This window comes from Streptomyces sp. CGMCC 4.7035, from assembly GCF_031583065.1.
Taxonomy (GTDB): domain Bacteria; phylum Actinomycetota; class Actinomycetes; order Streptomycetales; family Streptomycetaceae; genus Streptomyces; species Streptomyces yaanensis.
In genome coordinates, this window is sequence record NZ_CP134053.1 from 41,787 (window position 1) to 66,866 (window position 25,080).

The 25,080-nt window shown below is 71.7% G+C and carries 20 protein-coding genes; 15 read left to right on the forward strand and 5 right to left on the reverse strand.

What is annotated here, in order from left to right; all coding sequences use genetic code 11:
* On the reverse strand, positions 1-1,056 hold the full coding sequence (paaA, locus tag Q2K21_RS00205; protein WP_310762993.1) for a 1,2-phenylacetyl-CoA epoxidase subunit PaaA: 1,056 nt from the start codon (positions 1,054-1,056) through the stop codon (positions 1-3).
* 289 nt (positions 1,057-1,345) lie between these two features.
* On the opposite strand from paaA, the gene Q2K21_RS00210 reads away from it, so the two are divergent.
* The 3 genes from Q2K21_RS00210 to Q2K21_RS00220 all read left to right on the forward strand — a co-directional run bounded on the left by Q2K21_RS00210 (position 1,346) and on the right by Q2K21_RS00220 (position 4,371).
* Positions 1,346-2,254: a DUF5819 family protein gene (locus Q2K21_RS00210; protein WP_310762994.1), complete on the forward strand. Its 909-nt coding sequence runs from the start codon at positions 1,346-1,348 to the stop codon at positions 2,252-2,254.
* Positions 2,254-3,483 carry an HTTM domain-containing protein gene (locus tag Q2K21_RS00215; protein WP_310762995.1) on the forward strand — a complete coding sequence of 410 codons (1,230 nt, stop codon included), beginning with the start codon at positions 2,254-2,256 and terminating at the stop codon, positions 3,481-3,483. The genes Q2K21_RS00210 and Q2K21_RS00215 overlap by 1 nt, the downstream gene beginning before the upstream one ends.
* Positions 3,484-3,600: 117 nt before the next feature.
* On the forward strand, positions 3,601-4,371 hold the full coding sequence (locus tag Q2K21_RS00220) for a TrmH family RNA methyltransferase (RefSeq protein ID WP_310762996.1): 771 nt from the start codon (positions 3,601-3,603) through the stop codon (positions 4,369-4,371).
* Between the two features lie 7 nt (positions 4,372-4,378).
* Here Q2K21_RS00220 and paaN read toward each other — a convergent pair whose 3' ends face one another.
* On the reverse strand, positions 4,379-6,070 hold the full coding sequence (gene paaN, locus Q2K21_RS00225; protein WP_310762997.1) for a phenylacetic acid degradation protein PaaN: 1,692 nt from the start codon (positions 6,068-6,070) through the stop codon (positions 4,379-4,381).
* A gap of 148 nt (positions 6,071-6,218) precedes the next feature.
* Here paaN and Q2K21_RS00230 point away from each other — a divergent pair, with 148 nt between their 5' ends.
* Both Q2K21_RS00230 and Q2K21_RS00235 read left to right on the forward strand, forming a co-directional pair.
* Positions 6,219-7,733: a 3-hydroxyacyl-CoA dehydrogenase gene (locus tag Q2K21_RS00230; protein WP_310762998.1), complete on the forward strand. Its 1,515-nt coding sequence runs from the start codon at positions 6,219-6,221 to the stop codon at positions 7,731-7,733.
* Positions 7,730-8,320, forward strand: coding sequence for a TetR/AcrR family transcriptional regulator (locus Q2K21_RS00235; protein ID WP_310762999.1), 591 nt, complete (start codon positions 7,730-7,732; stop codon positions 8,318-8,320). The genes Q2K21_RS00230 and Q2K21_RS00235 overlap by 4 nt, the downstream gene beginning before the upstream one ends.
* 100 nt (positions 8,321-8,420) lie before the next feature.
* Here Q2K21_RS00235 and Q2K21_RS00240 read toward each other — a convergent pair whose 3' ends face one another.
* Positions 8,421-8,906: an Lrp/AsnC family transcriptional regulator gene (locus Q2K21_RS00240; protein ID WP_310780503.1), complete on the reverse strand. Its 486-nt coding sequence runs from the start codon at positions 8,904-8,906 to the stop codon at positions 8,421-8,423.
* Positions 8,907-9,095: 189 nt separating this feature from the next.
* Here Q2K21_RS00240 and pdhA (Q2K21_RS00245) point away from each other — a divergent pair, with 189 nt between their 5' ends.
* The 6 genes from pdhA (Q2K21_RS00245) to Q2K21_RS00270 all read left to right on the forward strand — a co-directional run bounded on the left by pdhA (Q2K21_RS00245) (position 9,096) and on the right by Q2K21_RS00270 (position 16,559).
* On the forward strand, positions 9,096-10,241 hold the full coding sequence (gene pdhA / locus Q2K21_RS00245; RefSeq protein WP_310763001.1) for a pyruvate dehydrogenase (acetyl-transferring) E1 component subunit alpha: 1,146 nt from the start codon (positions 9,096-9,098) through the stop codon (positions 10,239-10,241).
* Positions 10,238-11,242, forward strand: coding sequence for an alpha-ketoacid dehydrogenase subunit beta (locus Q2K21_RS00250; protein ID WP_310763002.1), 1,005 nt, complete (start codon positions 10,238-10,240; stop codon positions 11,240-11,242). The genes pdhA (Q2K21_RS00245) and Q2K21_RS00250 overlap by 4 nt, the downstream gene beginning before the upstream one ends.
* Positions 11,242-12,783 carry a dihydrolipoamide acetyltransferase family protein gene (locus tag Q2K21_RS00255; protein ID WP_310763003.1) on the forward strand — a complete coding sequence of 514 codons (1,542 nt, stop codon included), beginning with the start codon at positions 11,242-11,244 and terminating at the stop codon, positions 12,781-12,783. Before Q2K21_RS00250 ends, Q2K21_RS00255 begins: the two co-directional genes overlap by 1 nt.
* Before the next feature lie 107 nt (positions 12,784-12,890).
* Entirely contained in the window at positions 12,891-14,030 is a 1,140-nt protein-coding gene (locus Q2K21_RS00260; RefSeq protein WP_310763004.1) for an NTP transferase domain-containing protein, read from the forward strand.
* A 43-nt stretch (positions 14,031-14,073) separates the two neighbouring features.
* On the forward strand, positions 14,074-15,483 hold the full coding sequence (locus Q2K21_RS00265) for a molybdopterin molybdotransferase MoeA (protein ID WP_386275929.1): 1,410 nt from the start codon (positions 14,074-14,076) through the stop codon (positions 15,481-15,483).
* 95 nt (positions 15,484-15,578) lie between these two features.
* Positions 15,579-16,559, forward strand: a complete 981-nt coding sequence (locus Q2K21_RS00270; protein ID WP_310763005.1) for an NAD(P)H-quinone oxidoreductase — start codon at positions 15,579-15,581, stop codon at positions 16,557-16,559.
* A 13-nt stretch (positions 16,560-16,572) separates the two neighbouring features.
* On the opposite strand, the gene Q2K21_RS00275 is transcribed toward Q2K21_RS00270, so the two are convergent.
* Positions 16,573-17,754: a hypothetical protein gene (locus Q2K21_RS00275; RefSeq protein WP_310763006.1), complete on the reverse strand. Its 1,182-nt coding sequence runs from the start codon at positions 17,752-17,754 to the stop codon at positions 16,573-16,575.
* A gap of 222 nt (positions 17,755-17,976) precedes the next feature.
* Between Q2K21_RS00275 and Q2K21_RS00280 the strand changes: the two genes are divergently transcribed.
* Positions 17,977-18,543 carry a PadR family transcriptional regulator gene (locus tag Q2K21_RS00280; protein WP_310763007.1) on the forward strand — a complete coding sequence of 189 codons (567 nt, stop codon included), beginning with the start codon at positions 17,977-17,979 and terminating at the stop codon, positions 18,541-18,543.
* Between the two features lie 76 nt (positions 18,544-18,619).
* The gene (locus Q2K21_RS00285) at positions 18,620-19,165 is read left to right on the forward strand and encodes a bacterial proteasome activator family protein (protein WP_310763008.1); all 546 of its coding nucleotides are present in this window, start codon (positions 18,620-18,622) and stop codon (positions 19,163-19,165) included.
* Between the two features lie 110 nt (positions 19,166-19,275).
* Here Q2K21_RS00285 and Q2K21_RS00290 read toward each other — a convergent pair whose 3' ends face one another.
* On the reverse strand, positions 19,276-20,973 hold the full coding sequence (locus tag Q2K21_RS00290) for a protein kinase domain-containing protein (protein WP_310763009.1): 1,698 nt from the start codon (positions 20,971-20,973) through the stop codon (positions 19,276-19,278).
* A 378-nt stretch (positions 20,974-21,351) separates the two neighbouring features.
* Here Q2K21_RS00290 and Q2K21_RS00295 point away from each other — a divergent pair, with 378 nt between their 5' ends.
* Both Q2K21_RS00295 and pdhA (Q2K21_RS00300) read left to right on the forward strand, forming a co-directional pair.
* Complete coding sequence (locus tag Q2K21_RS00295; RefSeq protein WP_310763010.1) at positions 21,352-22,914, forward strand: protein kinase domain-containing protein; 1,563 nt, start codon at positions 21,352-21,354, stop codon at positions 22,912-22,914.
* A gap of 984 nt (positions 22,915-23,898) precedes the next feature.
* Positions 23,899-25,080, forward strand: a complete 1,182-nt coding sequence (gene pdhA, locus Q2K21_RS00300; RefSeq protein ID WP_310763011.1) for a pyruvate dehydrogenase (acetyl-transferring) E1 component subunit alpha — start codon at positions 23,899-23,901, stop codon at positions 25,078-25,080.

Here is a 25,080-nt window from a genome sequence, read left to right on the forward strand (position 1 = left end):
TCACGCCTCCCCGTTCTCGCCGGCCTGGTGTGCCGACGCTCCACCGACCGTGCCGGCGTGCCCGTCGGCCGCCCGCGTCCCGTCGCTGTGCTTCGCCGCGTACGCCGCGGCCGCCTCCCGTACCCAGGCGCCCTCGTCATGCGCCCGCCTGCGTTGGGTTATCCGCTGTTCGTTGCAGGGGCCGTTGCCCTTGAGGACTTCCCAGAACTCTGTCCAGTCGATGGGGCCGAAGTCGTAGTGCACCCGCTCCTCGTTCCACCGCAGCTGCGGGTCGGGGAGGGTGAGGCCCAGCGACTCCGCCTGGGGGACGCAGATGTCCACGAAGCGCTGGCGCAGCTCGTCGTTCGAGTGACGCTTGATCTTCCAGGCCATCGACTGCGCGGAGTGCGCCGACTCGTCGTCGGGCGGACCGAACATCATCAGGGAGGGCCACCACCAGCGGTCCACCGCGTCCTGCGCCATGGCGTGCTGCTCCGGTGTGCCCCGGCTGAGGGCCAGCAGCAGCTCGTAGCCCTGACGCTGGTGGAAGGACTCCTCCTTGCAGATGCGGACCATCGCGCGTGCGTATGGGCCGTAGGAACAGCGGCACAGAGGCACCTGGTTGGTGATCGCGGCGCCGTCCACGAGCCAGCCGATGGCGCCGACGTCTGCCCAGGTCAGCGTGGGGTAGTTGAAGATCGACGAATACTTCTGGCGGCCCGTGTGCAGCTTGTCGAGCAGCTCGTCGCGGCTTGTGCCGAGTGTTTCCGCCGCGCTGTACAGATACAGCCCGTGGCCCGCTTCGTCCTGGACCTTGGCCATCAGGATCGCCTTGCGGCGCAGTGAGGGAGCGCGCGTGATCCAGTTGGCCTCAGGCTGCATGCCGATGATCTCGGAGTGCGCGTGCTGGGCGATCTGCCGGATCAGGGTGGCGCGGTAGGCGTCGGGCATCCAGTCGCGCGGTTCGATGCGCTCGTCGGCCGCGACGGCGGCGTCGAAGACGGCCTCGTATGCCGCCGCGTCGGCGTCTGCCGTGCCGTCCGCGCGGGCCGTCCGGTGCGCTGCTGCTGTCGCCATGCGGTCCCCCTCGACCACTCACCCGTCTCCCGACCGATCGTTCGGTCCGGTCGATTCAATGGTGTGCCGAGCCGCGTAGGGTGTCAACCGCTGTGGATAACCTCCGGCCGCTGTCCGGCCGCTGTGCCGATTGGGCTGTGCGGTGCGGGCGGTCCTGAGTACCGTTCCGGTGCGAACGTCGCTGTGTGCTGCGAACGGGTGATGCGGCCCGCGGCGGGGACGGCAGGTGGACCCGGGTCGGCGGCAGGGAAACGGCACCGGGACACGCAGGTTCGGGAGACGGGGCGGGATGGACGCGTACGACGAGGGACCGGACGCTCGGCGGGAGCGGCCGGGCGGTTCTGACGATCCGGCGCTCCCGCTGCCCGTGGGCGTATCGAGGGACGTACCGGGGGATCCGGCTCCGCAGGAGGCAGCCGGGCCGCGGGACAAGGGTGGTCCCGGCCCGGACCCGGCGGCCCTGCCCGCCGTCGCCACTTCCCCGGAGCCCGGCGGCGCCGGTCGGCCGGCCCCCGAGGTGACCGCCTCCCCTCAGTCGCCCTCCGCTCCGCGCACCGGCATAGCCGCCCTCTCCCCGCGCTACCAGATCCCCGCCGCGCTGGCGCTCGCGGTAGTCGCCCTGACCGCCTGTGTGCACCTCGGGATGGTGTTCCTGCACGTCGCGCCGTCGAACACCCTCACCAAGGCGCACGGCAAGACGATCGACGATTGGATCTACCCCGAGTTCGAGCAGAACTGGAAGCTGTTCGCGCCCAACCCGCTCCAGCAGAACATCAACGTCCAGGTCCGTGCCGAGGTGCTCACCGGGGACGGCGGTGTGCGGACGACCGGCTGGTACGACCTTTCCGCGCTCGACGGCGCCGCCATCCACGGCAATCCGCTGCCGAGCCACACGCGGCAGAACGAACTGCGCCGTGCCTGGGACTTCTATGTCGCCTCGCACGACGGCGAGAACCGGCCCGCGGGGCTGCGCGGCGCCCTGTCCGCGGACTATCTGCGCCGCGTGGCGGTGCTGCGCCTCGGCCGCGAGCACGCGGCCGGCCGCGGCGAGACCATCGATCGCGTCCAGGTGCGCACCCGCATCTCCAACGTGCGGCCCCCGAAGTGGAGCGCGGAGCGGGTCTCCACCACGCCCGTGTACCGCCAGTTGCCCTGGTGGTCGCTGTCGAAGAGCGAGCAGGCGGGAGTGGGCGCCTGATGAACCGCATCACCCTGCGCGTCTCGCGCGGTGTCGCCCGCATCACCGAGGCCGCCCTCGGCCCGTACCAGACCGCGGTCATCCGCATCGGCTTCGCCACCACCTGGCTGCTGTTCCTGCTGCGTGAGTTCCCCCACCGCCACGAGATGTACGGGCCCGACGGACCGTGGAGCTGGGACCTGGCCCAGCGGCTCGTCACGAAGAACCACGCCTTCACGCTCCTGTTGTGGTCCGACAGTCGGGTGTGGTTCGAGGCCGTGTACGTCCTCGCCGTCCTGTCGAGCGCTCTGCTGCTGGTCGGCTGGCGCACCCGCACGATGTCCGTGCTGTTCATGGTGGGCGTGCTGTCGCTGCAGAACCGCAGTGTCTTCATGGGTGACGGCGGCGACAACGTCATCCATCTGATGGCGATCTACCTGGTGTTCACGCGTTGCGGGCAGGTGTGGTCGCTGGACGAGCGGCGCGCCAGGCGCGCCCTCGCGGTACGGGTGTCTGGTGAGCGGCCGGAACCCGACCGGGTGGGACCGGCCCTGTGGGGCGTGCTCGGCCTCGCGCTGGCCCTGGCGACGGGCTCGGGCCGGATGGGCACCGACTGGCTGATCGTGTTCTGGGCACTGTGGGCCGTGCACGGCCTGTGGTGGTACGTCGGCCGGCGCGCCCCGTATGGGCAGCCCCGCATCCTGCTGGACGTCGTCGCCAACTTCGTCCACAACGCCGCCCTGCTCGTGATCATGGCCGAGGCGTGTCTGATCTACTCGACCGCCGGCTGGTACAAGATCCAGGGCTCGCGATGGCAGGACGGCACCGCGGTCTACTACCCGCTCCACATCGCCTCCTTCTCGCCCTGGCCCGCCCTGTCCGACCTCCTGGCCTCATACGGCGCGATCGTGCTGCTGGTGACGTACGTGACGGTCGCCGCCCAGGTCGCGTTCCCGTTCACCCTCTTCAACCGGCGCGTGAAGAACGTCCTGCTGGTGTTCATGATGGCCGAGCACCTGGCGATCGCCGTGGTCCTCGGGCTGCCGTTCTTCTCGCTCGCGATGATCGCCGCGGACGCCGTGTTCCTGCCGACGTCCTTCCTGCGGCGGCTGGGCGTATGGGCGGCACGCGCGCGTGCACGGCTGATGGCGGGCGGCGCAGGCCGTAGCCGTACGCTGCCCGGGCCGCGCGGGCAGCGGCCGCCGACCGAGGAGGCGGCCGAACGCCCGCAGGTGAGCTCGACGGCCTGAGCCGCACACCGGTCGGCCTCCCCGCCCGAGCCGCTGCACGCCCGAGCCGCCCGTGGCCCCACGGCCGGCGTCGGGCGCAGAGGCTGCCCGGCCCGCACCGCACGTAGGTTGTATGGCATGACGGATCTGCCCCGCAGCACGACCGACCCGCTGAGCACCTGGCGCCGGACGGCCGACACCGCCGTCCTGCTCGACGGCTTCCACGCGCTCAAGCACGCGATACGTTTCCACGCTCGCGTGCCGGTCGCTGTCACCACCGACCGGCGGGCGGCGCTGACCCTGGCCGAGGAGCTGGCCCCCGATGTACGGGACACCCTGGACACGCTCCTGACGCAGGTCCCGGAGGCCACATACCAGGCCCTCGTGCCGCGCCCGCATCCCACCGGGATCGCCGCCCTCGCCGAGCGGCCCGAGCGCGAGGCCAACCTGGAAGCGCTTCGGCGCACGCCCCGCACCGCCCCCGTCGTCGTCCTCGACAACCCGCGCAATCTGGGCAACGCGGGTGCGGTGATCCGCCTCGCGGCTGGTTTCGGTGCGACCGGGGTGGTCACGACCGGCACACTCGACCCCTGGCATCCCACGGTCGTCCGTGGCGGGGCAGGGCTTCACTTCGCGACGGCCGTGGAGCGGCTGACGGTGCCCGAGCTGCCGCCGGGCCCGCTTTTCGCGCTGGACCCGGAGGGCGACGACATCCGCGGGCTGAAGATCCCGGACGACGCCGTGCTCGCGTTCGGCTCGGAGCGTACCGGTCTGTCGGGCGAACTCCGCGCCCGCACCGACCACCTGGTGTCCCTGCCGATGCGCCCCCAGGTCTCCAGCTACAACCTCGCGACCAGTGTGGCCATGACGCTGTACCACTGGAGTGCCACCGGGGGCGCACCCGCCTGAGCGGCTTCTACGCCTCCCGGCGTACTTCCACGACCCGGAAGCGGTTCGCCACGAACGCTCCGTCGCACAGGGTCGCGTTGGCCGCAGGGTTGCCGCCCGAGCCGTGGAAGTCGGAGAAGGCGGCCGTCTGGTTGACGTACACCCCGCCGGTGAGGTTGAGCGAGAGCTGGGCGGACTCCTCCAGGCAGGCCTCCTCGACGGCCCGCTCGACCTCCTGGGAGGTGGTGTACGCGCCTACGGTCATCGCACCCTTGTCCCTGATCGTGCGCCGCAGCAGCTCCACCGCGTCCGCCGCCGAGTCGACGGCGACGGCGAAGGAGACGGGACCGAAGCACTCGCTCATGTAGGCGGCCTCCGCGTCCGGCTTGGCGCCGTCGAGCTTCACGATCACAGGGGTGCGGACGACCGCCTCCGGGAACTCGGGGTTGGCGATCTCCCGCGAGGCCAGAGCGACTTCGCCGAGCCCCGCCGCCGCCTCCACACGGGCCTTGACGTCCGGGTTCACGATCGCGCCGAGCAGTGCGTTCGCACGCGCGTCGTCGCCCAGGAGGCCGCCGACCGACCGCGCGAGATCGGCGACCACCTCGTCGTACGACTTCGGGCCCTCGTCGGTGGAGATGCCGTCCCGCGGGATCAGCAGGTTCTGCGGGGTGGTGCACATCTGGCCGCTGTACAGCGACAGGGAGAACGCCAGGTTCGACAGCATCCCCTTGTAGTTGTCGGTCGACTCCACGATCACCGAGTTGACGCCGGCCTTCTCCGTGTAGACCTGCGCCTGCCGGGCGTTGGTCTCCAGCCACTCGCCGAACGCCGTCGAGCCCGTGTAGTCGATGATCCGGATCTCCGGGCGCACCGCGAGCGTCTTGGCGATGCCCTCGCCGGGCCGCTCGGCGGCCAGTGCCACCAGGTTCGGGTCGAAGCCCGCTTCCGTCAGCACCTGGCGGGCCACCTGCACGGTGAGCGCGAGCGGCAGCACCGCGCGCGGGTGGGGCTTGACCAGGACCGCGTTGCCGGTGGCCAGGGAGGCGAACAGGCCCGGGTAGCCGTTCCACGTCGGGAAGGTGTTGCAGCCGATGACCAGCGCGATGCCGCGCGGGACGGGCTTGAACGTCTTGGTGAGCGTCAGCGGGTCGCGCTTGCCCTGGGGCTTGGTCCACTCCGCGGTGTCGGGCGTGCGGACCTGCTCCACGTACGCGTACGCCACCGCCTCCAGGGCGCGGTCCTGCGCGTGCGGGCCGCCCGCCTGGAACGCCATCATGAAGGCCTGGCCGCTGGTGTGCATGACCGCGTGCGCGAACTCGTGCGTCCGGTCACTGATGCGCTTGAGGATCTCCAGACAGACCACCGCGCGGATCTCCGCGCCCGCGTCGCGCCACGCCTGCCGGCCCGCGCTCATGGCGGCCAGCAGCACGTCGATGTCCGCGTGGGGATAGGTGATCCCCAACTCGATTCCGTACGGCGACACTTCGCCGCCGGTCCAGTCGTCGGTGCCGGGCTGGCCGAGGTCGAGACGGGTGCCGAGGAGGGCGTCGAAGGCGGCCTTGCCCGCCGCCGCGTCCAGGCTGCCGTTCTCGCCGTAGGCCTTCGGGTGTTCGGGGTGGGGGGACCAGTACGCGCGCGTGCGGATCGCTTCCAGCGCCTGGTCGAGGGTGGGTCGGTGCTGGGCGATCAGCTGGTGCGCGGTGAGTTCGGCGGCCATGCGGGACCAACTCCTCGTCTCGTGAGCTCTCCCTTGAGCTCGTGACCTGGGCAGGAACAGCCGGACAGAGTTAGAGTAACCGAACGATCGGTCGGGACAAGGGGGTCCGCCGCATCTGTGGATACCCCGGTGCGGGAGGATCGCGGACATGACAGCACTCGACCTCAGCAGCCCGGTGGCCGTCGTCGGCACCGGCACCATGGGCCAGGGCATAGCCCAGGTCGCGCTGGTCGCGGGCCACCCCGTGCGGCTGTACGACGCCGTCCCCGGCCGCGCTCAGGAGGCGGCCGCCGCGATCGGCGCACGCCTCGACCGGCTCGTCGAGAAGGACCGGCTCACCGGCGCCGAGCGGGACGCGGCCCGCGCCCGTCTCCTGGCTGCGGAGAGCCTGGCCGAGCTCGCGGACTGCTCCCTCGTCGTCGAGGCGGTCCTGGAGCGCCTGGACGTGAAACAGCGGCTGCTGCGGGAGCTGGAGGACGTCGTCGGCGACGACTGCCTGCTCGCGACCAACACCTCGTCCCTGTCCGTGACCGCCATCGGCGGTGCCCTGCGCAACGCGGGCCGCTTCGTCGGCCTGCACTTCTTCAACCCGGCGCCGCTGATGCCGCTCGTGGAGGTCGTCTCCGGGTTCGCCACCGACGTCACGTCGGCCACGCGCGCGTACGAGACGGCCCGCGCCTGGGGCAAGACCCCGGTCGCCTGCGCGGACACCCCCGGCTTCATCGTCAACCGCATCGCGCGGCCCTTCTACGCGGAGGCGTTCGCGGTCTACGAGGCGCAGGCCGCCGACCCCGCCACCATCGACGCGGTCCTGCGCGAGTCGGGTGGTTTCCGGATGGGTGCCTTCGAGCTGACCGACCTCATCGGGCAGGACGTCAACGAATCCGTCACCCGCTCCGTGTGGGAGTCCTTCTTCCAGGACGTGCGCTTCACGCCCTCACTCGCCCAGCGGCGGCTCGTCGAGTCCGGTCGGCTCGGCCGCAAGAGCGGACAGGGCTGGTACGACCACGGGGACGACGCCGAGCGGCCCGAGCCGCACACCGCGGAGAAGGCGCAGGCGCCCGCGTATGTCGTCGCCGAGGGCGACCTGGGCCCCGCCGGCGAACTGCTCGCGCTGATCCGCGAGGCGGGCATCGGCGTCCGTGAGGACGACGAGGACCACGGCACCCGCCTGGTGCTGCCCGGCGGCGGCCAGCTGGTCCTCGCCGACGGGCAGACCTCCGTCGAGTTCCGTGACGTCGTCTACTTCGACCTGGCGCTCGACTACCGCAGGGCGACCCGTATCGCCCTGTCCGCCTCCCAGGACACCTCCCCGCAGACCCTCGCCGAGGCCACCGGGCTCTTCCAGGCGCTCGGCAAGGAGGTCAGCGTCATCGGGGACGTGCCCGGCATGATCGTCGCCCGCACGGTGGCCCGGATCGTCGACCTGGCGCACGACGCCGTCGCCAAGGGCGTGGCCACCGAGGAGGACATCGACACGGCGATGCGCCTCGGCGTCAACTACCCGCTCGGCCCCTTCGAATGGAGCCGCAGGCTCGGCCGCGGCTGGGCCTACGACCTCCTGGACGACCTGCACATGCGCGACCCCTCCGGACGGTACGCCCCGTCCCTCGCGCTCTACCGGCACGCGTACGCCTCCGAGAAGCGGGAGGGCACCTCATGACCACCGTCAAGCGCGACACGTACACCCCGGAGAGCCTGCTCTCCGTCGCCGTGCAGGTCTTCAACGAACGCGGCTACGACGGCACCTCCATGGAACATCTCTCCAAGGCCGCCGGCATCTCCAAGTCGTCGATCTACCACCATGTCGCGGGCAAGGAGGAGCTGCTGCGCCGCGCCGTCAGCCGGGCGCTGGACGGCCTCTTCAAGATCCTCGACGAGGAGCACGCGCGCGTGGGGCGTGCCGTGGAGCGGCTGGAGTACGTCGTACGGCGCATGGTCGAGGTGCTCACCGCCGAGCTGCCGTATGTGACGCTGCTGCTGCGCGTGCGCGGCAACACCGACACCGAGCGGTGGGCGCTGGAGCGGCGCCGCGAGTTCGACCACCAGGTCGCCGAGCTGCTCAAGGCCGCGGCCGCCGACGGGGACGTGCGCGGCGACGTGGAGGTGCGGCTCGCGACGCGGCTCGTCTTCGGGATGATCAACTCGGTCGTGGAGTGGTACCGGCCCGACGGGCGCGGTATGGGGGAGCGCGAAGTCGCCGACGCGGTCGTGCGGTTGGTCTTCTCGGGGCTGCGCAAGGACCACTGAGGCGGCCGGCCCCGGGCTTTCCAGATCGGTCGGCTCGGGTCCTCGTGGTCGGTCGGCCCGGGTTCTCGTGGTCGTCGGCCGGCTCCGGGGCCTTCGGAGGTCAGTTCTCCGGCTCCAGGTCCTCCTCCTCGAACACCAGCAGCGTGCGCGTGCTGAGCACTTCGGGGATCGCCTGGAGCCGGGTGAGGACCAGCTCGCGCAGCGCCTTGTTGTCGGGCGTGTGCACCAGCAGCAGCACGTCGAAGTCACCGCCCACCAGGGCGATGTGGGAGGCGCCGGGCAGCATGCGCAGCTGCTCGCGGACCGTGCGCCAGGAGTTCTGCACGATTTTCAGGGTGATGTACGCCGATGTGCCCTGACCCGCGCGTTCGTGGTTGACGCGGGCCCCGAAGCCGCGGATCACTCCGTCCTCGATGAGCCGGTTGATCCGCGCGTAGGCGTTGGCGCGCGATACGTGGACGCGCTCGGAGACCGACCGTATGGAGGCGCGGCCGTCCGCCTGGAGTATCTGCAGGATGTCCCGGTCGATGGCGTCGAGGGGGCGCGGGGGAAGCAGTGCGGGACCGTGCTCCGGCGGCTCGGCCATTTGTTCAGGTGCCATGTACCCCCGCCTCTCTACCATGGACGTACTGCGTCCATCTCAGGTTGTGGAGAACCGTTTGTCCACAGCCTGTAGGTGCCTGTAGCCAAAATGTGTCGACGACCGAACAATCGGTAGGTGAGGCGCATCACTGCCGTGGCGCGCCTGAAGCCGCTCCCACGAGGAGGTGCCGTAATGACGGTCATGGAGCAGCGGGACGCCTACCGGCCGACGCCGCCGCCCGCCTGGCAGCCCCGTACCGACCCCGCTCCGCTGCTGCCCGACGCGCGGCCGTACCGTGTCCTCGGCACCGAGGCGGCCGCCAAGGCCGACTCGGAGCTGCTGCGCCGGCTGTATGCCCAGCTGGTGCGCGGCCGCCGGTACAACGCGCAGGCGACGGCGCTGACCAAGCAGGGCCGCCTGGCCGTCTACCCCTCCAGCACCGGGCAGGAGGCCTGTCAGGTCGCCGCCGCGCTCGTCCTTGAGGAGCGCGACTGGCTCTTCCCCAGCTACCGGGACACGCTCGCCGCCGTCGCCCGCGGCGTCGACCCCGTCCAGGCGCTGACCCTGCTGCGCGGCGACTGGCACACCGGCTACGACCCGTACGCGCACCGCGTGGCGCCCTTGTGCACCCCCCTCGCCACCCAGTTGCCGCACGCCGTGGGCCTCGCGCATGCCGCGCGTCTGAAGGGCGACGACGTGGTGGCGCTCGCGATGGTCGGCGACGGCGGCACCAGCGAGGGCGATTTCCACGAGGCCATGAACTTCGCCGCGGTGTGGCAGGCGCCGGTCGTCTTCCTCGTCCAGAACAACGGCTTCGCGATCTCCGTCCCGCTCGCCAAGCAGACCGCGGCGCCCTCCCTGGCCCACAAGGCCGTCGGGTACGGCATGCCGGGCCGCCTGGTCGACGGCAACGACGCCGCCGCGGTGCACGAGGTGCTCGCCGACGCCGTGGCGCACGCGCGCGCGGGCGGTGGCCCCACACTCGTCGAGGCGGTGACGTACCGCATCGACGCCCACACCAACGCCGACGACGCGACGCGCTACCGCGCCGACGGCGAGGTCGAGGCCTGGCGCGACCACGACCCGATCCTGCTGCTGGAGCGGGAGTTGACCGGGCGCGGGCTGCTCGACGAGGACGGAATACAGGCCGCGCGCGAGGACGCCGAGACACTGGCGGCGGACCTGCGGGCGCGCATGAACCAGGACCCGGCGCTCGACCCCATGGACCTGTTCGCCCATGTGTACGCCCAGCCCACCACTCAACTGCTGGAGCAGGAGACGCAGTTGCAGGCGGAACTGGACGCGGAGGCCGCCGGACCCGAAGGAGCCGTGCGATGACGACCGTTGCCCTCAAGCCGGCCACCATGGCGCAGGCCCTCACGCGTGCGTTGCGCGACGCCATGGCCGCCGACCCGTCCGTGCACGTCATGGGCGAGGACGTCGGCACGCTCGGCGGTGTCTTCCGAGTCACCGACGGGCTCGCCAAGGAGTTCGGTGACGACCGCTGCACCGACACGCCGCTCGCCGAGGCGGGCATCCTGGGCGCGGCCGTCGGCATGGCGATGTACGGCCTCAGGCCGGTCGTGGAGATGCAGTTCGACGCGTTCGCGTACCCCGCCTTCGAACAGCTGATCAGCCATGTCTCGCGCATGCGCAACCGCACCCGCGGCGCGATGCCCCTTCCGATCACCATCCGCGTCCCCTACGGGGGAGGCATCGGCGGCGTCGAGCACCACAGCGACTCCTCCGAGGCGTACTACATGGCGACCCCGGGGCTCCACGTCGTCACGCCCGCGACCGTCGCCGACGCGTACGGGCTGCTGCGAGCAGCCATCTCCTCCGACGACCCGGTCGTCTTCCTGGAACCCAAACGGCTGTACTGGTCGAAGGACTCCTGGAACCCCGACGAGCCCGACGCCGTTGAACCGATAGGCCGCGCGGTGGTGCGGCGCCCGGGCCGGAGCGCCACGCTCATCACGTACGGCCCCTCGGTGCCCGTGTGCCTGGAGGCGGCCGAGGCGGCGCGTGCCGAGGGCTGGGACCTCGAAGTCGTCGATCTGCGCTCCTTGGTGCCGTTCGACGACGAGACGGTGACCGCGTCCGTGCGCCGCACGGGCCGGGCCGTGGTGGTGCACGAGTCGACGGGCTTCGGCGGGCCGGGCGGGGAGATCGCCGCGCGCGTGACCGAGCGTTGCTTCCACTATCTGGAGGCGCCCGTTTTGCGGGTGGCAGGGTTCGACATCCCGTATCCGCCGCCGATGCTGGAGCGGCACCATCTGCCGGGCGTCGACCGGATCCTGGACGCCGTGGGGCGTCTGCAGTGGGAGGCGGAGAGCTGATGGCTCAAGTGCTGGAGTTCAGGCTGCCGGACCTCGGGGAGGGGCTGACCGAGGCGGAGATCGTCCGCTGGCTGGTGCAGGTCGGGGACGTCGTCGCGGTCGACCAGCCGGTCGTGGAGGTGGAGACGGCCAAGGCGATGGTCGAGGTGCCGTGCCCCTACGGGGGCGTGGTCACGGCCCGCTTCGGGGAAGAGGGCACGGAACTGCCCGTCGGCTCACCGTTGTTGACGGTCGCGGTCGGCGAGCCCGCGGAACCGGCCGCGGAGTCCTCCGGGAACGTGCTGGTCGGGTACGGCACATCGGCGGCCCCGGCCCGGCGCCGCAGGGTACGGCCGCCTCAGCCGGGCGCACGGCCCGCGGACGGGACAGCCCGGAAGAGCGAGCCTGCCGGTGGAGAGGCTCCGACCTCGGTGGCCTCCGGCCGGGCGTCCGCCACCGCTGCCCCCGCGTCCGCCACCGAGGCGCCGGCGTCCCGGGCCCTGAGCCGGACGCGCCGCGAGGCCGCCCCGGAGCGCTCCGACGGTCCCGTCCCGGTGATCTCCCCGCTCGTGCGCAAGCTTGCCCGTGAGAACGGCGTGGATCTGCGGCAGTTGGCGGGTTCCGGACCGGACGGGCTGATCCTGCGGGCGGACGTGGAGGACGTCGTGAGGGCCACGGCGGCCCGCGGACGGGCGACGGGCACGATGACGGTCACGGCGGCTCCGGCGGCCGCGGCCGGGCCCGCGACGAGCGTCCTCTCGCCAGTTGCGCGCACCGCCGCGCAAGGGCCACTCCCCGCGACTGCGGCAGCGGCTCCCGAGGCGGCCCTGTACGCGCCCGGAGCGGGCACCGCCGTGCGCGGGACGACCACCCCGGGCACACGCATCCCCCTCCGCGGAGTTCGCGGCGCGGTCGCCGACAAGCTCTCCCGCAGCCGGCGCGAGATCCCCGACGCGACCTGCTGGGTGGACGCCGACGCCACGGAGCTCATGCGCGCCCGGGCGGCCATGAACGCGACGGGAGGCCCCAAGATCTCCTTGCTCGCGCTGCTGGCCCGCATCTGCACCGCCGCGCTCGCCCGTTTCCCCGAGCTCAACTCCACCGTCGACATGGAGGCCAGGGAGGTCGTCCGGCTCGACCAGGTGCACCTCGGGTTCGCCGCGCAGACCGAACGGGGACTCGTCGTCCCCGTCGTACGCGACGCGCACGCGCGGGACGCCGAGTCACTGACGGCCGAGTTCGCGCGGCTGACCGAGGCCGCGCGCGCCGGAACCCTCACACCCGGGGAACTCACCGGCGGAACCTTCACGTTGAACAACTACGGAGTGTTCGGTGTCGACGGTTCCACGCCGATCATCAACCACCCCGAGGCGGCCATGCTCGGCGTCGGCCGCATCGTCCCCAAGCCCTGGGTGCACGAAGGGGAGCTGGCGGTGCGCCAGGTCGTGCAGCTCTCGCTGACCTTCGACCACCGGGTGTGCGACGGCGGCACGGCAGGTGGTTTCCTGCGGTACGTGGCGGACTGCGTGGAACAGCCGGCGGTGCTCCTGCGCACGCTCTGAGCCCGGAGCCGCGAACGGACGACCATCGAGCACTGTGAGGAAGCTCCCGCGTACCGCTGAGGTCCGTGGGGGTGGCAATGATCCATGCGGCGCCCATACTCGGTGGCATGACCGCGTATGTGCCCCTCGGCGACTCCGACGCCGACGTGTACGACGCCGTCGTGCTCGCCGGCGGTGCCGCCCGGCGGCTCGGCGGGGTCGACAAGCCCGGCGTGCACGTCGGCGGGCGGGCGCTGCTCGACCGCGTGCTGGCGGCCTGCGGCGGTGCGGCCACGACGGTGGTCGTCGCCGACCCCAGGCCGACCGTGCGCCCGGTGGCCTGGGCCCGCGAGGAGCCGCCGGGCGCCGGACCGGTCGCCGCGCTGGACGCGGGCCTCCAACGGACCTCGGCGGCATATGTCGTCGTGCTCTCCGCCGACCTGCCGTTCCTGGAGGAGGGGACGGTTCGACGGCTGCTGGGCACCCTTCGGTCGAGCGGTGCCGAAGGGGTACTGCTCACCGACCCCGAGGGCCGTGACCAGCCCCTCGTCGCGGCGTACCGCAGCACGGCGCTGCGCCGCGAGCTGGAGCGACTGGCCACCGGGCGCACCGGGCGCACCGGGCGCACCGGGCGCACCGGTCACACCGGTCACGGTGGTCACAGCGGTCAGGTCGAACACGCCGGACAGACCGAGCACTCTGGTCCCGTGAGCCGCGCCGAGCACACCGGTCACGCCGATCCCACAGGCCGCGAAGGGCACGCCGATCCCACAGGCCGCGAAAGTCACGCCGATCCCACAGGCCGCGAAGGTCACGCCGAGCTTGTCGAGCACAGCGGTAGTGCCGGGCAGCGCCCCGGCCGTGGTCTCACCGATCTTCCGTTGCGGCGCCTGGTCGCGGGCCTCGACCTCACCCGTATCTCCGACCCCGTGGCGTCGTTCGACTGCGACACCTGGGACGACATCGCATCCGCCCGGTCACGTATCAGGGAGCATGGGCACGTGTTGGATGAATGGATTTCCGCAGTCAAAGAAGAGCTCGGCATCGACCTCGACGTCGACACCGGCGTTCTCCTCGACCTCGCCCGTGACGCCGCGCACGGCGTCGCCCGGCCCGCGGCCCCGCTGACGACCTTCCTCGTCGGCTACGCCGCCGCGCAGGCGAAGGGCGGGCCCGAGGCGGTTGCCGAGGCCGCCCGCAAGGCGGCCGCACTGGCCCTGCGCTGGGCGGACGAGGACGCCGCCGGGGCCAAGCCGGACGCCGGATGACGGCCCGGGTGTCCGGGGGCGTCCGGACACCGAGGAACGCGACGTGAAGGAGGCCCTGGCAGTGGGGAACGACAGTGGCGGGCGGGGCCGTCCGCGGGAGGCCCGCCCCTCCCTCCGGTCCGAGGAACAACACGACCTCGACCTCGAAGAGGCCCTCGCTCTCGTGCGGGACCGCGCTGTGGGCGGCGGCGAACCCTCCTCCACGGCCACGTCCAAGCACCACGCCCGGCACAACGCCACCCCCTGGCCGCAGGCCCGTGCCGTCGCCGAGCGTGCCGCACGGTCCGTGCCCCGGCGGGAACCCGTCGACGTCCCCCTCGACGGCGCCCTCGGACTGGTCCTCGCCGCGCCGCTCACCGCCCTTACCGACCTGCCCTCCTTCGACACCTCGGCCATGGACGGCTGGGCGGTCGCGGGTCCCGGCCCGTGGGCCGTACGGGAGGAAGGGGTCCTCGCCGGGCACGCGGAGCCGACGCCGCTCGATGACGGCGAGGCGGTGCGGATCGCCACCGGCGCGCGCATCCCGCCGGACACCACCGCCGTCCTGCGCAGCGAGCACGGTCACACCGACGACAAGGGGCGGCTGCACGCCGCCCTCCCCCCAACTCTCGGCTCCGCTCGGGCAGGGGGGACCGCAACGGTGGCGCACGGGCAGGACATCCGCCCGCGCGGCCAGGAGTGCCACGCCGATGACCAACTGCTTCCCCCCAGCACCCAGGTCACCCCGGCCGTGCTCGGACTGGCCGCTGCCGCCGGGTACGACATCCTCTCGGTGCTGCCGCGGCCGCGCGTCGAAGTGCTGGTCCTGGGCGACGAATTGCTCACCGAAGGACTGCCGAGGGACGGTCTGATCCGGGACGCGCTCGGCCCGATGCTGCCGCCGTGGCTGCGCGCGCTCGGTGCGGACGTGGTGGCGGTCCGCAGGCTCGGCGACGACGCCGAGGCCCTGTACCGGGCGGTCACGTCCTCCACGGCCGACCTGATCGTCACCACCGGCGGCACGGCCGCGGGCCCCGTCGACCATGTCCACCCCACCCTGCGCCGCGTCGGCGCCGAACTCCTCGTCGATGGTGTGAAGGTGCGCCCCGGCCACCCCATGCTGCTCGCCCGCACCCGGGAGGACCAGCACCTCGTCGGCCTGCCCGGCAACCCCCTCGCGGCCGTCTCCGGCCTGCTCACGCTTGCCGAGCCGCTGCTGCGCACCCTCGCGGGCCGCCTGGCCCCGGAGCCGTACACGCTGCCCCTGAAGGACTCCGCCCACGGCCATCCGTACGACACCCGGCTCATCCCCGTTGCCGTACGTGCTGACCATGCGGTGCCGTTGCACTACAACGGCCCGGCCATGCTGCGCGGCATCGCGGCCGCCGATGCCCTCGCGGTCGTACCGCCTGGTGGCGCCCATCCCGGTGAGGAGCTGGAACTCCTGGACCTGCCCTGGGGGCTGGCGGGGTGAGTTCGGCACGCTGAGCCCGGCCGGGAAGTGTTTCACGTGAAACATCCGGGGCGACGGGGCCTTGGCGGCTCAGCGTGAGGAGTAGCGTCCCCCTCATGTACGCGATCACGATTCCTGAACCCGGTGGGCCCGAGGCGCTGGTGTGGACCGAGGTCCCCGATCCCGTACCCGCCGAGGGAGAAGTGCTGGTCGAGGTGGTGGCCAGCGCCGTCAACCGCGCCGATCTCCTTCAGCGGCAGGGCCTCTACAGCCCGCCGCCGGGAGCGTCCCCCTACCCCGGACTCGAGTGCTCCGGACGGATCGCCGCGCTCGGACCCGGCGTCTCGGGATGGGCGGTCGGTGACGAGGTGTGCGCGCTGCTGGCGGGCGGCGGATACGCCGAGAAGGTCGCCGTCCCGGCCGGGCAACTGCTGCCCGTGCCCGAGGGGCTCGACGTGCGCCAGGCGGCGGCGCTGCCCGAGGTGACCTGCACGGTCTGGTCGAACGTGTTCATGATCGCTCATCTGCGCCCGGGTGAGACGCTCCTCGTGCACGGCGGCTCCAGCGGTATCGGCACGATGGCGATCCAGCTGGCCAAGGCGGTGGGCGCGAAGGTCGCGGTCACGGCGGGCACCAAAGAGAAGCTGGACCACTGTGCCGAACTGGGTGCCGACGTACTGATCAACTACCGCGAGCAGGACTTCGTGGAGGAGATCCAGCAGGCCACGGCCGGGGCGGGCGCGGATGTCATCCTGGACAACATGGGCGCGAAGTACCTGGACCGCAACGTCCGGGCGCTCGCGGTCAACGGCCGGCTCGCGATCATCGGCCTTCAGGGTGGTGTGCAGGGCGAGCTGAACATCAACACGCTGCTGCGGAAGCAGGCGGCGATCACGGCGACCTCGCTGCGGGCGCGACCGCTCGGCGAGAAGGCGGCGATCGTCGCGGCGGTACGGGAGCACGTCTGGCCGCTGATCTCCGCCGGGCACGTCCGCCCGGTCGTCGACCGCGAACTTCCGATGAGTGACGCGGCCACGGCCCATCGAGTGCTGGATGAGAGTGGGCACGTCGGGAAGGTGCTGCTGGTTGCGCCGTAAGCGGGTGGGTCGGTCATTCCCGCCGTAGGCGCAGGGCGAGGAGCGCGAGCCCCATACCGAGACCCATGAGCATCAGGCCGCTGCCGAGAGGCAGGATCTCCAGCGTCGTTTCCGAGGCGGCGGCCTGCTGCGCGGGGGCGGCGGCGCCCCGAGGCGGGGTGGGGGAGGCTTCAGCGGGGGCGATCGCACCAGCGGACGACTGGGTGCCTGTGCCCGGGTCCCCGGTGCCGGTGGGCTCCGTTGTGTCCGGATCCGCCGGCCCGGGCGTCCGATACGCCGGTGTCGTCGGGTCCTGGTCCGGGTACGTGGGCTCGTCCTCCTCGTCCTCCTCGTCCTCTGGCTGGGACTCCGGCCGCCCGGGCCGCATCTTCCCTTCACCGGCCCAACTGCCCGCGCGGGAGGGGTCGGGCAAGGGCCGGGCGGAGGTCAGGGGAGCGGCGGCGTCCCAGGGGGCGGGAGGACGCGCGTGCTCTGGGGTGGGTGGATGCGCGTGCTCAGGGGTGGGTGGATGCGCGTGCACGTGCCAGCGGGCGAGTGGATGCGCGGAGCCGGAGGATGCTTCGGGCTCGGGGACGGGTTCGCGGGTGGGAGAGGCGGACTGCTTGGGCCGCCCGGAACCGGATCCGTCGGTCGGCGTGGCTGACGTCTTGTGCTCGGGAGTGGGGGAAGGCGCCGAGGATGGCCGCGCGAAGGGTGAGGTGGCGTACGCGAGTCGGGTGAAGTACGTCGGCTGGGCGGCCCGATACGGCACATGGGTGTCGTACGTGGTCTGAACGGCGTACGGGGCGGGAGGAAGACCCTGTGTGGTCCGTACGGCGTACGAGGCGGGTGGCAGAGCCTGCGTGGTCCGTACGGCGTACGAGGCGGGTGGCAGAGCCTGCGTGGTCCGACGGGCGTACGGGGCGGGCCCGAGGCCACGGGAGGACCGAGCGGCGTACGTGGTGGGCCGGAGAGCGTGCGCGTGCTGAGGGGCCTGCGGAGCGGGGCCAAGGCCATGGGCGGTCTGAGCGGTGTACGCGGTGGGCCGGAGGCTGAAGGTGGCCTGGGCGGCGTACGTGGTCGGCCGGAGGTTCATGGTCGTCTGAGCGGCGTGCGGGGCGGGGGGCCCAAGGTCGTGGGCGGGCCGTATCCCATGCCCCGGCGGAATGCCGTACGCGGTGGATATGCAGTACGTGCCGAGGACGGCCGCTGTCATGAGGAAAGGCGGCAGGACGGCCACGCGAAGTATGTGGAGCGTGAGCGGCGTTCGGAGCCATGGAGTCACGTGGGTGACCCCCTCCCGTGTTCGGGCGGCAAGATCAACGCGATCAGCCTCACACGGACCTCGGCGCCCGGCATCTCGACCGGCGGGCCCGCGGGGCCGGCGCGCGGTCGTCCCGGCTGGCACTCACCCACCCCACCCGCTACAGATACGGCCATGTCGATACGCCACGGCCTGCTGGCGCTGCTGGAGCGCGGTCCCCGGGACGGCACCCGGCTGCGCACGGAGCTGGAGGCGCGGACCGGGGCCATGGAGACGCTGGACACCGAGCAGGTCGAGACGGCTTTGGCAGGGCTGGAGCGGGACGGGCTGGTGGTGCCGGAGGATCGGGACGCCGAGGGGCGTGTGCAGTACGCGCTCACCGGTGCCGGCCGTGCCGAACTGCACGACTGGTACGCCCGTCCGGTGGAACGCGCGAGCTCGCCCTGCGACGAGCTCGCGATCAAGCTGGCCATGGCCCTCGGCGCGCCCGGCGTCGACGTACGGGCGGTCGTCGAGGCACAGCGCCGGCACCTGAGGGAGGCGCTGCGGGAGCACACCCGGCAGCGTTGCGCGGCCCTCGCCGAGCCGCCCGCGCACCGGGACGAGGTCGCCCGCCTGCTGGGCCTGGAACGGCTGGTGCTGCACACCGAGGCCGAACTCCTCTGGCTCGACCACTGTGAGGCCAGACTGCAGCGCCTTGCCGCGGCGGCGGCCACGGAACCCCCTTCCGAGTTGGTCTGACGGATGCCGGAGGGTGGATCACTCCCCACCGGGGGCACCAAGGTGATGAGGTGTACGGGTGCGAGAGAATGGCGGCATGGAGATGCCGAGTAACGAACGGTCGTCGGAGAACGCTCAGAGGATCCTGGTCGTGGGCCAGGACGGAATGGCTCTCGGCGGCACCGGAGACGAGGACTCCCGCGAGGTCCCGGTGACGGAACAGGTGGAGCAGCCCGCGAAGGTCATGCGCATCGGCAGCATGATCAAGCAGTTGCTGGAGGAGGTGCGTGTCGCTCCCCTGGACGAGGCGAGCCGGCAGCGTCTGAAGGAGATCCATGCCAGCTCGGTGAAGGAGCTGGAGGACGGTCTCGCTCCCGAGCTCGTCGAGGAGCTTGAGCGGCTCTCCCTGCCGTTCACGGACGAAGCGATTCCGAGCGATGCGGAACTGCGCATCGCGCAGGCCCAGTTGGTGGGCTGGCTGGAGGGCCTCTTCCACGGGATCCAGACCACGCTGTTCGCCCAGCAGATGGCGGCGCGGGCCCAGCTGGAGCAGATGCGCCGAGCCCTCCCGCCGGGCGTAGGCTCGCCCGACGGCGACGAGGACCGCCGCGCGGGCGGCCGCGCGGGCGGCCCGTACCTGTAGAACCTCAGGTCGCGTCGCGTACAACCCGGGGCACGCCAGTGACCCCGAATCGCCGCGAGGGGCCCGGTACCACCGAGGTGCCGGGCCCCTCGCGGTGCGTCAGGAGCGGCTCACGGCGGGTTGCCCGTCGACACGCTGAGCTCGATCGTCGGCATTTTCTTCGGGTTGACGTCCGTGCCGACGCCCGGGGACTGGCCCACGACGATGCCCTCGCCGAACGTGTTCTCATCCATGGCGTTGATCTTCATCTTCCAACCCGCCGCCCTGAAGCACGACTTGACGGAGTCGATGTCCTTGTAGATGAAGTTCGGAACTCGGATCTTCTTCGGGTCGTCGTACGACTCGAACGGCTCCGTGCACTTCGTGGTCTCGATCGTCTTCGTCCTGTCCGGGCCCTTGTAGTCGGTGGAGACGTCGTCGGCTTGACCCAGCAGTTTCAGCGCCGTGACCAGGCTGCCCAGCGCGACCAGGGCGACCACGACCGAGATGATGATCAAGCCCCGGTTGCTCTTCCGCGTGCCCGAGCCGCCCATGGCGGGCGCGGGGGGCCGCGGGGCGAGGTTGTACGGCGGCGGGGTCGGCGCGGGCTGCTGGGGCGCGTACCCGGTGGCCCGCGGTGGCGCGGACTGCTGAGGCGTGTACCCGGTGGCCTGTGGCGGCGCCTGGTAGCCGCCCTGCTGCGGGTAGCCGTACGCGGGCGCCGGCGCCGGCGGCGGCGTCGGCGGCGGGGCGGGGATCGAGCCGCCGTACGGCCCGGGCTGGTACGGCGGCTGCACCGGGCCTGCCGGGGCCGGTGTCGACTGTCCGACCGGCGGGAAGATCGCGGAGCTCACACCGGCGCTGCTGGACATCCGGGCGCCCGGCACGATGCTCGGCGCGGCGGCCGTGAGGGAGGCGGCCACGCGCAGGCACTCGTCGCGCATCGCCTCGGCGCTCGGGAAGCGTTCGTTCGGGTTCTTCTTCAGCGCGCGGGCGATCAGCGCGTCCACACCGGGCGGCAGCGAGCGGTTGATCGACGACGGAGCCACCGGCTCCTCCTGCACGTGTGCGTACAGGATCGCAAGCGGCGAGTCCGCGTCGAACGGCAGCCGCCCGGTGACCAGTTGGAACAGCATGGTGCCGACCGAGTAGAGGTCGCTTCGTGCGTCCACGCCTCTGCCGAGGGCCTGTTCCGGGGAGAGGTACTGCGGTGTGCCGACCACCATGCCCGTCTGCGTCATGGAGGTGACGCCGGACTGCATGGCGCGGGCGATGCCGAAGTCCATCACCTTGACGACGTTCCGCTTCGTCACCATCACGTTGCCCGGCTTGATGTCCCGGTGGACCAGGCCTATCTCGTGGCTGATCTCCAGGGCCGCCAGCACGTCCGCGGTGACCTTCAGCGCCCTGTCGGCCGGCATCGCACCGTACTGCTGGATGTCCGAGTCGAGGACCGAGCCGAGCGGCCGGCCCTCGACGTACTCCATGACGATGTACGGGGTCGTCGTCTCGCCGCCCGCGGCGGAGCCGCTGTCGAACACCGTGTCCTCGCCGGTGTCGAAGACCGAGACGATGTTCGTGTGCGTGAGCTTGGCCACGGCCTGCGCCTCGCGCCGGAACCGCTCACGGAAGGCCTGTTCGCGACCCAGCTCTGTGTGAAGCGTCTTGATCGCGACCTGGCGGTCGAGCACCGTGTCGTACGCGAGATGGACCGAGGCCATGCCGCCCTGGCCGAGCAAGTCGCGCAGCTGGTAACGGCCGTCGGCGATCGATCGCCCCGCATACCGGCCCTGCGCGCCATACCGGCCCTGCGCGCCGTCCTGGCTCATGTTCTGCGTCCCCCATCGGCGCGGCGGCAGCGGCTGGTTGTGCTTCCGCGGTCCGTGATCGTTGTCCGTTCTCCGGCGTTCGAAGAGCGGTGCTCCGTGATCCACTGGCCTGTCCGCCAAGTCTGCCCCAGGGCAGAGACACGTCAAAGCTCGGTGCCCGTTCCGTGACCGTACGCGAAAGAAGCGTCGCGTAAGCGTTACAGCGGGCGTACAGCCCGTGCACGGAATGTGCACGTGGGGTCCTGCGGAGGGTTTGCCGGCGGGTCCGTCTCGATTCGATCTCGGACCGGCGCCTTGCGCGGAGCCTGTAGCGTGGCCCGTCGGAGACCGTAACAACCACCGCGCAGACACCGCGGGCAGAAACGACGGCGAGGACTGATGGCACAGACGCAGCGCGCCCAGGGCCCGTCCGACCCCGAGGCGAGTGGCGGCGGGATGTCAGACGCGCCGGAGACCTGGGGCAACGGCGGGCTTGTCGGGGACGGCCGGTACCGGCTGACCCGCAGACTCGGCCGGGGCGGCATGGCCGAGGTGTTCGCCGCCGAGGACGTGCGCCTCGGCCGGACCGTCGCGGTCAAGCTGCTCCGCTCCGACCTCGCCGAGGACCCGGTCTCCAAGGCCCGCTTCACGCGCGAGGCCCAGTCGGTGGCCGGGCTCAACCACCACGCGATCGTCGCCGTGTACGACTCCGGCGAGGACCAGGTGGGCGGCCAGTCGGTGCCGTACATCGTGATGGAGATCGTCGAAGGCCGCACGATCCGCGACCTGCTGCTCAACGCCGAGGCACCCGGCCCCGAGCAGGCCCTGATCATCGTCTCGGGCGTCCTGGAGGCGCTCGCCTACTCGCACCAGCACGGCATCGTGCACCGCGACATCAAGCCGGCGAACGTCATCATCACCAACAACGGCGCCGTGAAGGTGATGGACTTCGGCATCGCCCGCGCCCTGCACGGGGCGTCCACGACGATGACGCAGACTGGCATGGTCATGGGCACGCCGCAGTACCTCTCCCCGGAACAGGCGCTCGGCAAGGCGGTCGACCACCGCTCCGACCTGTACGCGACCGGCTGCCTGCTCTACGAACTGCTCGCGCTGCGGCCCCCGTTCGTCGGCGAGACGCCGCTGTCCGTGGTGTACCAGCACGTTCAGGATATTCCGGTGCCGCCGTCCCAGATTTCGGACGGGGCGTCACCGCCGGAGTTGGACGGCCTGGCGATGCGCGCGCTCGCGAAGGATCCGGACGACCGGTTCCAGACCGCCGAGGAGATGCGCGGTCTTGTCCAGTACGCGCTGCAGATGCTGTACGACCAGGGGAGCCACACCGGCACCTGGAACACCGGTCCGGTGGAGATGCACGACGGCCGGCACACCCCGGCGGCGGGCTTCGCCGGCACGACGATGCTGCCGCACCCGGGCGAGGCCGGCACCACGCAGATTCCGCAGCCGATCCTGCCCGCGGGGTACGGCGGCGGGGACGACGGCGGCTTCGAGGGACACGGAAACAAGGGCAGTGGCCGCGGCAAGCTGTGGGTCCTCGCGGTCCTCGCGGTCATCGCCATTGCCGCGGGTGTCGCGCTGGCGTTGCAGAACACCGGCGGCAACGGCGGCGACACCAGTACGTCGCCGTCGCCGACCGTTACCAAGTCCAGCAAGGACAATCAGGTCAGCGAGACGCCGTCGGACGAGGAAACCCAGACGTCCACGGACGAGAGCTCGGACACGGGCACCGGCTCGGACTACAGCACGCCCTCGTACACGCCGTCGCGAAGCTACACCGAGCGGCCGTCGACCCCGCCGGCGACGACACCGGAGCCCTCCGACGACACGACTCAGTCGCCGCCCCCGGACGACTCGACGGCGACGCCCTCGAGCGGCGTGACCACGCCCCCACCGTCGGACGGGGGAGGGGGCACCGGAGGCGAGACGCCGCCGGCGCCCTGACGGGCGTCGAGCGACCGGCCCCCGCAGTGACGGGCCCGGCCGACCGCCGTACTACAAGAGCGGGCTGACCCCGTTCGCCAACAGCGACCCGGCCCCGTTCGCCAACAGCGGGCCGGCCGTCCGCGCGAAAAGAGCCTTTACGCGCGCGTGCGACCCGGAAACGGGCTCCACGCGCGCGTGGCGTTCTCAGGGCGTCTCGGGAGCTCCTGCGGTGCTGGGCGGAGGGCCTGCACGCCGTCACGGCCCGTGCCGGGCGCTCGGGAGTGCGCTGGGGCGCTCGGCGGAAGCGCGCGCCCCGTGCTCGGTCCGGTGCGCGTTCCCGGCGGCCGCGCGTCCGACGGCCGCCCCGCCGATACCCCGCCACCCTGCCGCGCGTACGCCCTCCGCCGGCATCGTCGCCACTTCCGGCTCGCTTCTCCGCCCGCAAGAGCGCACGGCCGGCAAGAGCGCACCACCCGACGACCGGGACCGTGCGCCCCTCGCGGCCGAGCGGCGCAGCACGCCCGGATGGCAGGACGCGAGCCGGGGCTGTGACCTGGGGGTGTCACAGATGGTCACACTTGATCACAGAATGTCCGCGGAAGTGGTCGCGGACCCGGACCCGCGCCGACGTGTCGCGCGTCGCACGACACCTCCGGCGCCGCCGAAGATGATGTCTTCCCGTGCTCCAGGTGAGCGGGATAACGTGCCGTTGTTCCGGCCCCCTGCAAGGCTGTGACCAGCACCTGTTCCCGACTTACTCGATTTACTTGGAAATCCAAGCAAAATCCCAGGTCAGGAGGGGTTTCACAGAAATGTGGAGCACTGGGTAACGTGCCTACTGCAGGGCGCTCGCCGGGGCACCTGTCACGCCTGTCCGCGCGAGCCGCACCCACCCCGTGTGTCCGTGCGCCGCAGGCGAGCCTCTCTCCCAAGCCCTGAACGGGCACGGGGGACCCCCAGGCACCCGGCGAACCCGGGGGCCGGACCGACGGAGGAGCACACGTGACCGTGGAGAGCACTGCCGCGCGCAAGCCGCGACGCAGCGCCGGAAACAAGGCCGGCACCACCGGCACCAAGCGCACCACGCCCAGGAAGGGCACCGATCCCGACCTCGTTCAGCTGCTGACGCCCGAGGGCAAGCGGGTCAAGAACGCCGAGTACGACTCGTACGTCGACGGCATCACCGCCGAAGAGCTGCGTGGTCTGTACCGGGACATGGTGCTGACCCGCCGCTTCGATGCCGAGGCCACGTCTCTGCAGCGCCAGGGCGAGCTGGGCCTGTGGGCCTCGCTGCTCGGCCAGGAGGCCGCCCAGATCGGTTCGGGGCGGGCCACCCGGGAGGACGACTACGTCTTCCCGACCTATCGCGAGCACGGCGTCGCCTGGTGCCGCGGGGTCGACCCGACCAACCTGCTCGGCATGTTCCGCGGCGTGAACAACGGCGGCTGGGACCCGAACAGCAACAACTTCCACCTCTACACGATCGTCATCGGCTCCCAGACGCTGCACGCCACCGGCTACGCCATGGGCGTCGCCAAGGACGGCGCCGACTCGGCCGTGATCGCGTACTTCGGCGACGGCGCCTCCAGCCAGGGCGACGTCGCGGAGTCGTTCACCTTCGCCGCGGTCTACAACGCCCCGGTCGTGTTCTTCTGCCAGAACAACCAGTGGGCGATCTCCGAGCCCACCGAGAAGCAGACCCGTGTGCCGCTCTTCCAGCGCGCGCAGGGCTTCGGCTTCCCGGGCGTGCGCGTCGACGGCAACGACGTCCTGGCCTGCCTCGCCGTCACCAAGTGGGCGCTGGAGCGGGCGCGCAACGGCGAGGGCCCGACCCTGGTCGAGGCGTTCACCTACCGCATGGGCGCCCACACCACCTCCGACGACCCGACCCGCTACCGCCACGACGACGAGCGGGCCGCCTGGGAGGTGAAGGACCCGATCGCCCGGCTGCGCGCGTATCTCGAGGCCTCAAACCACGCGGACGAGGGATTCTTCGCGGAACTCGAGGCGGAGAGCGAAGCGTTGGGAAGGCGAGTACGCGAAGCGGTCCGTGCCATGCCGGACCCGGACCATTTCGCGATCTTCGAGAACGTGTACGCGGACGGGCACGTGCTCGTCGACGAGGAGCGGGCCCAGTTCGCCGCCTACCAGGCGTCGTTCGCGGACGCTGAAGGGGGAAGGTGA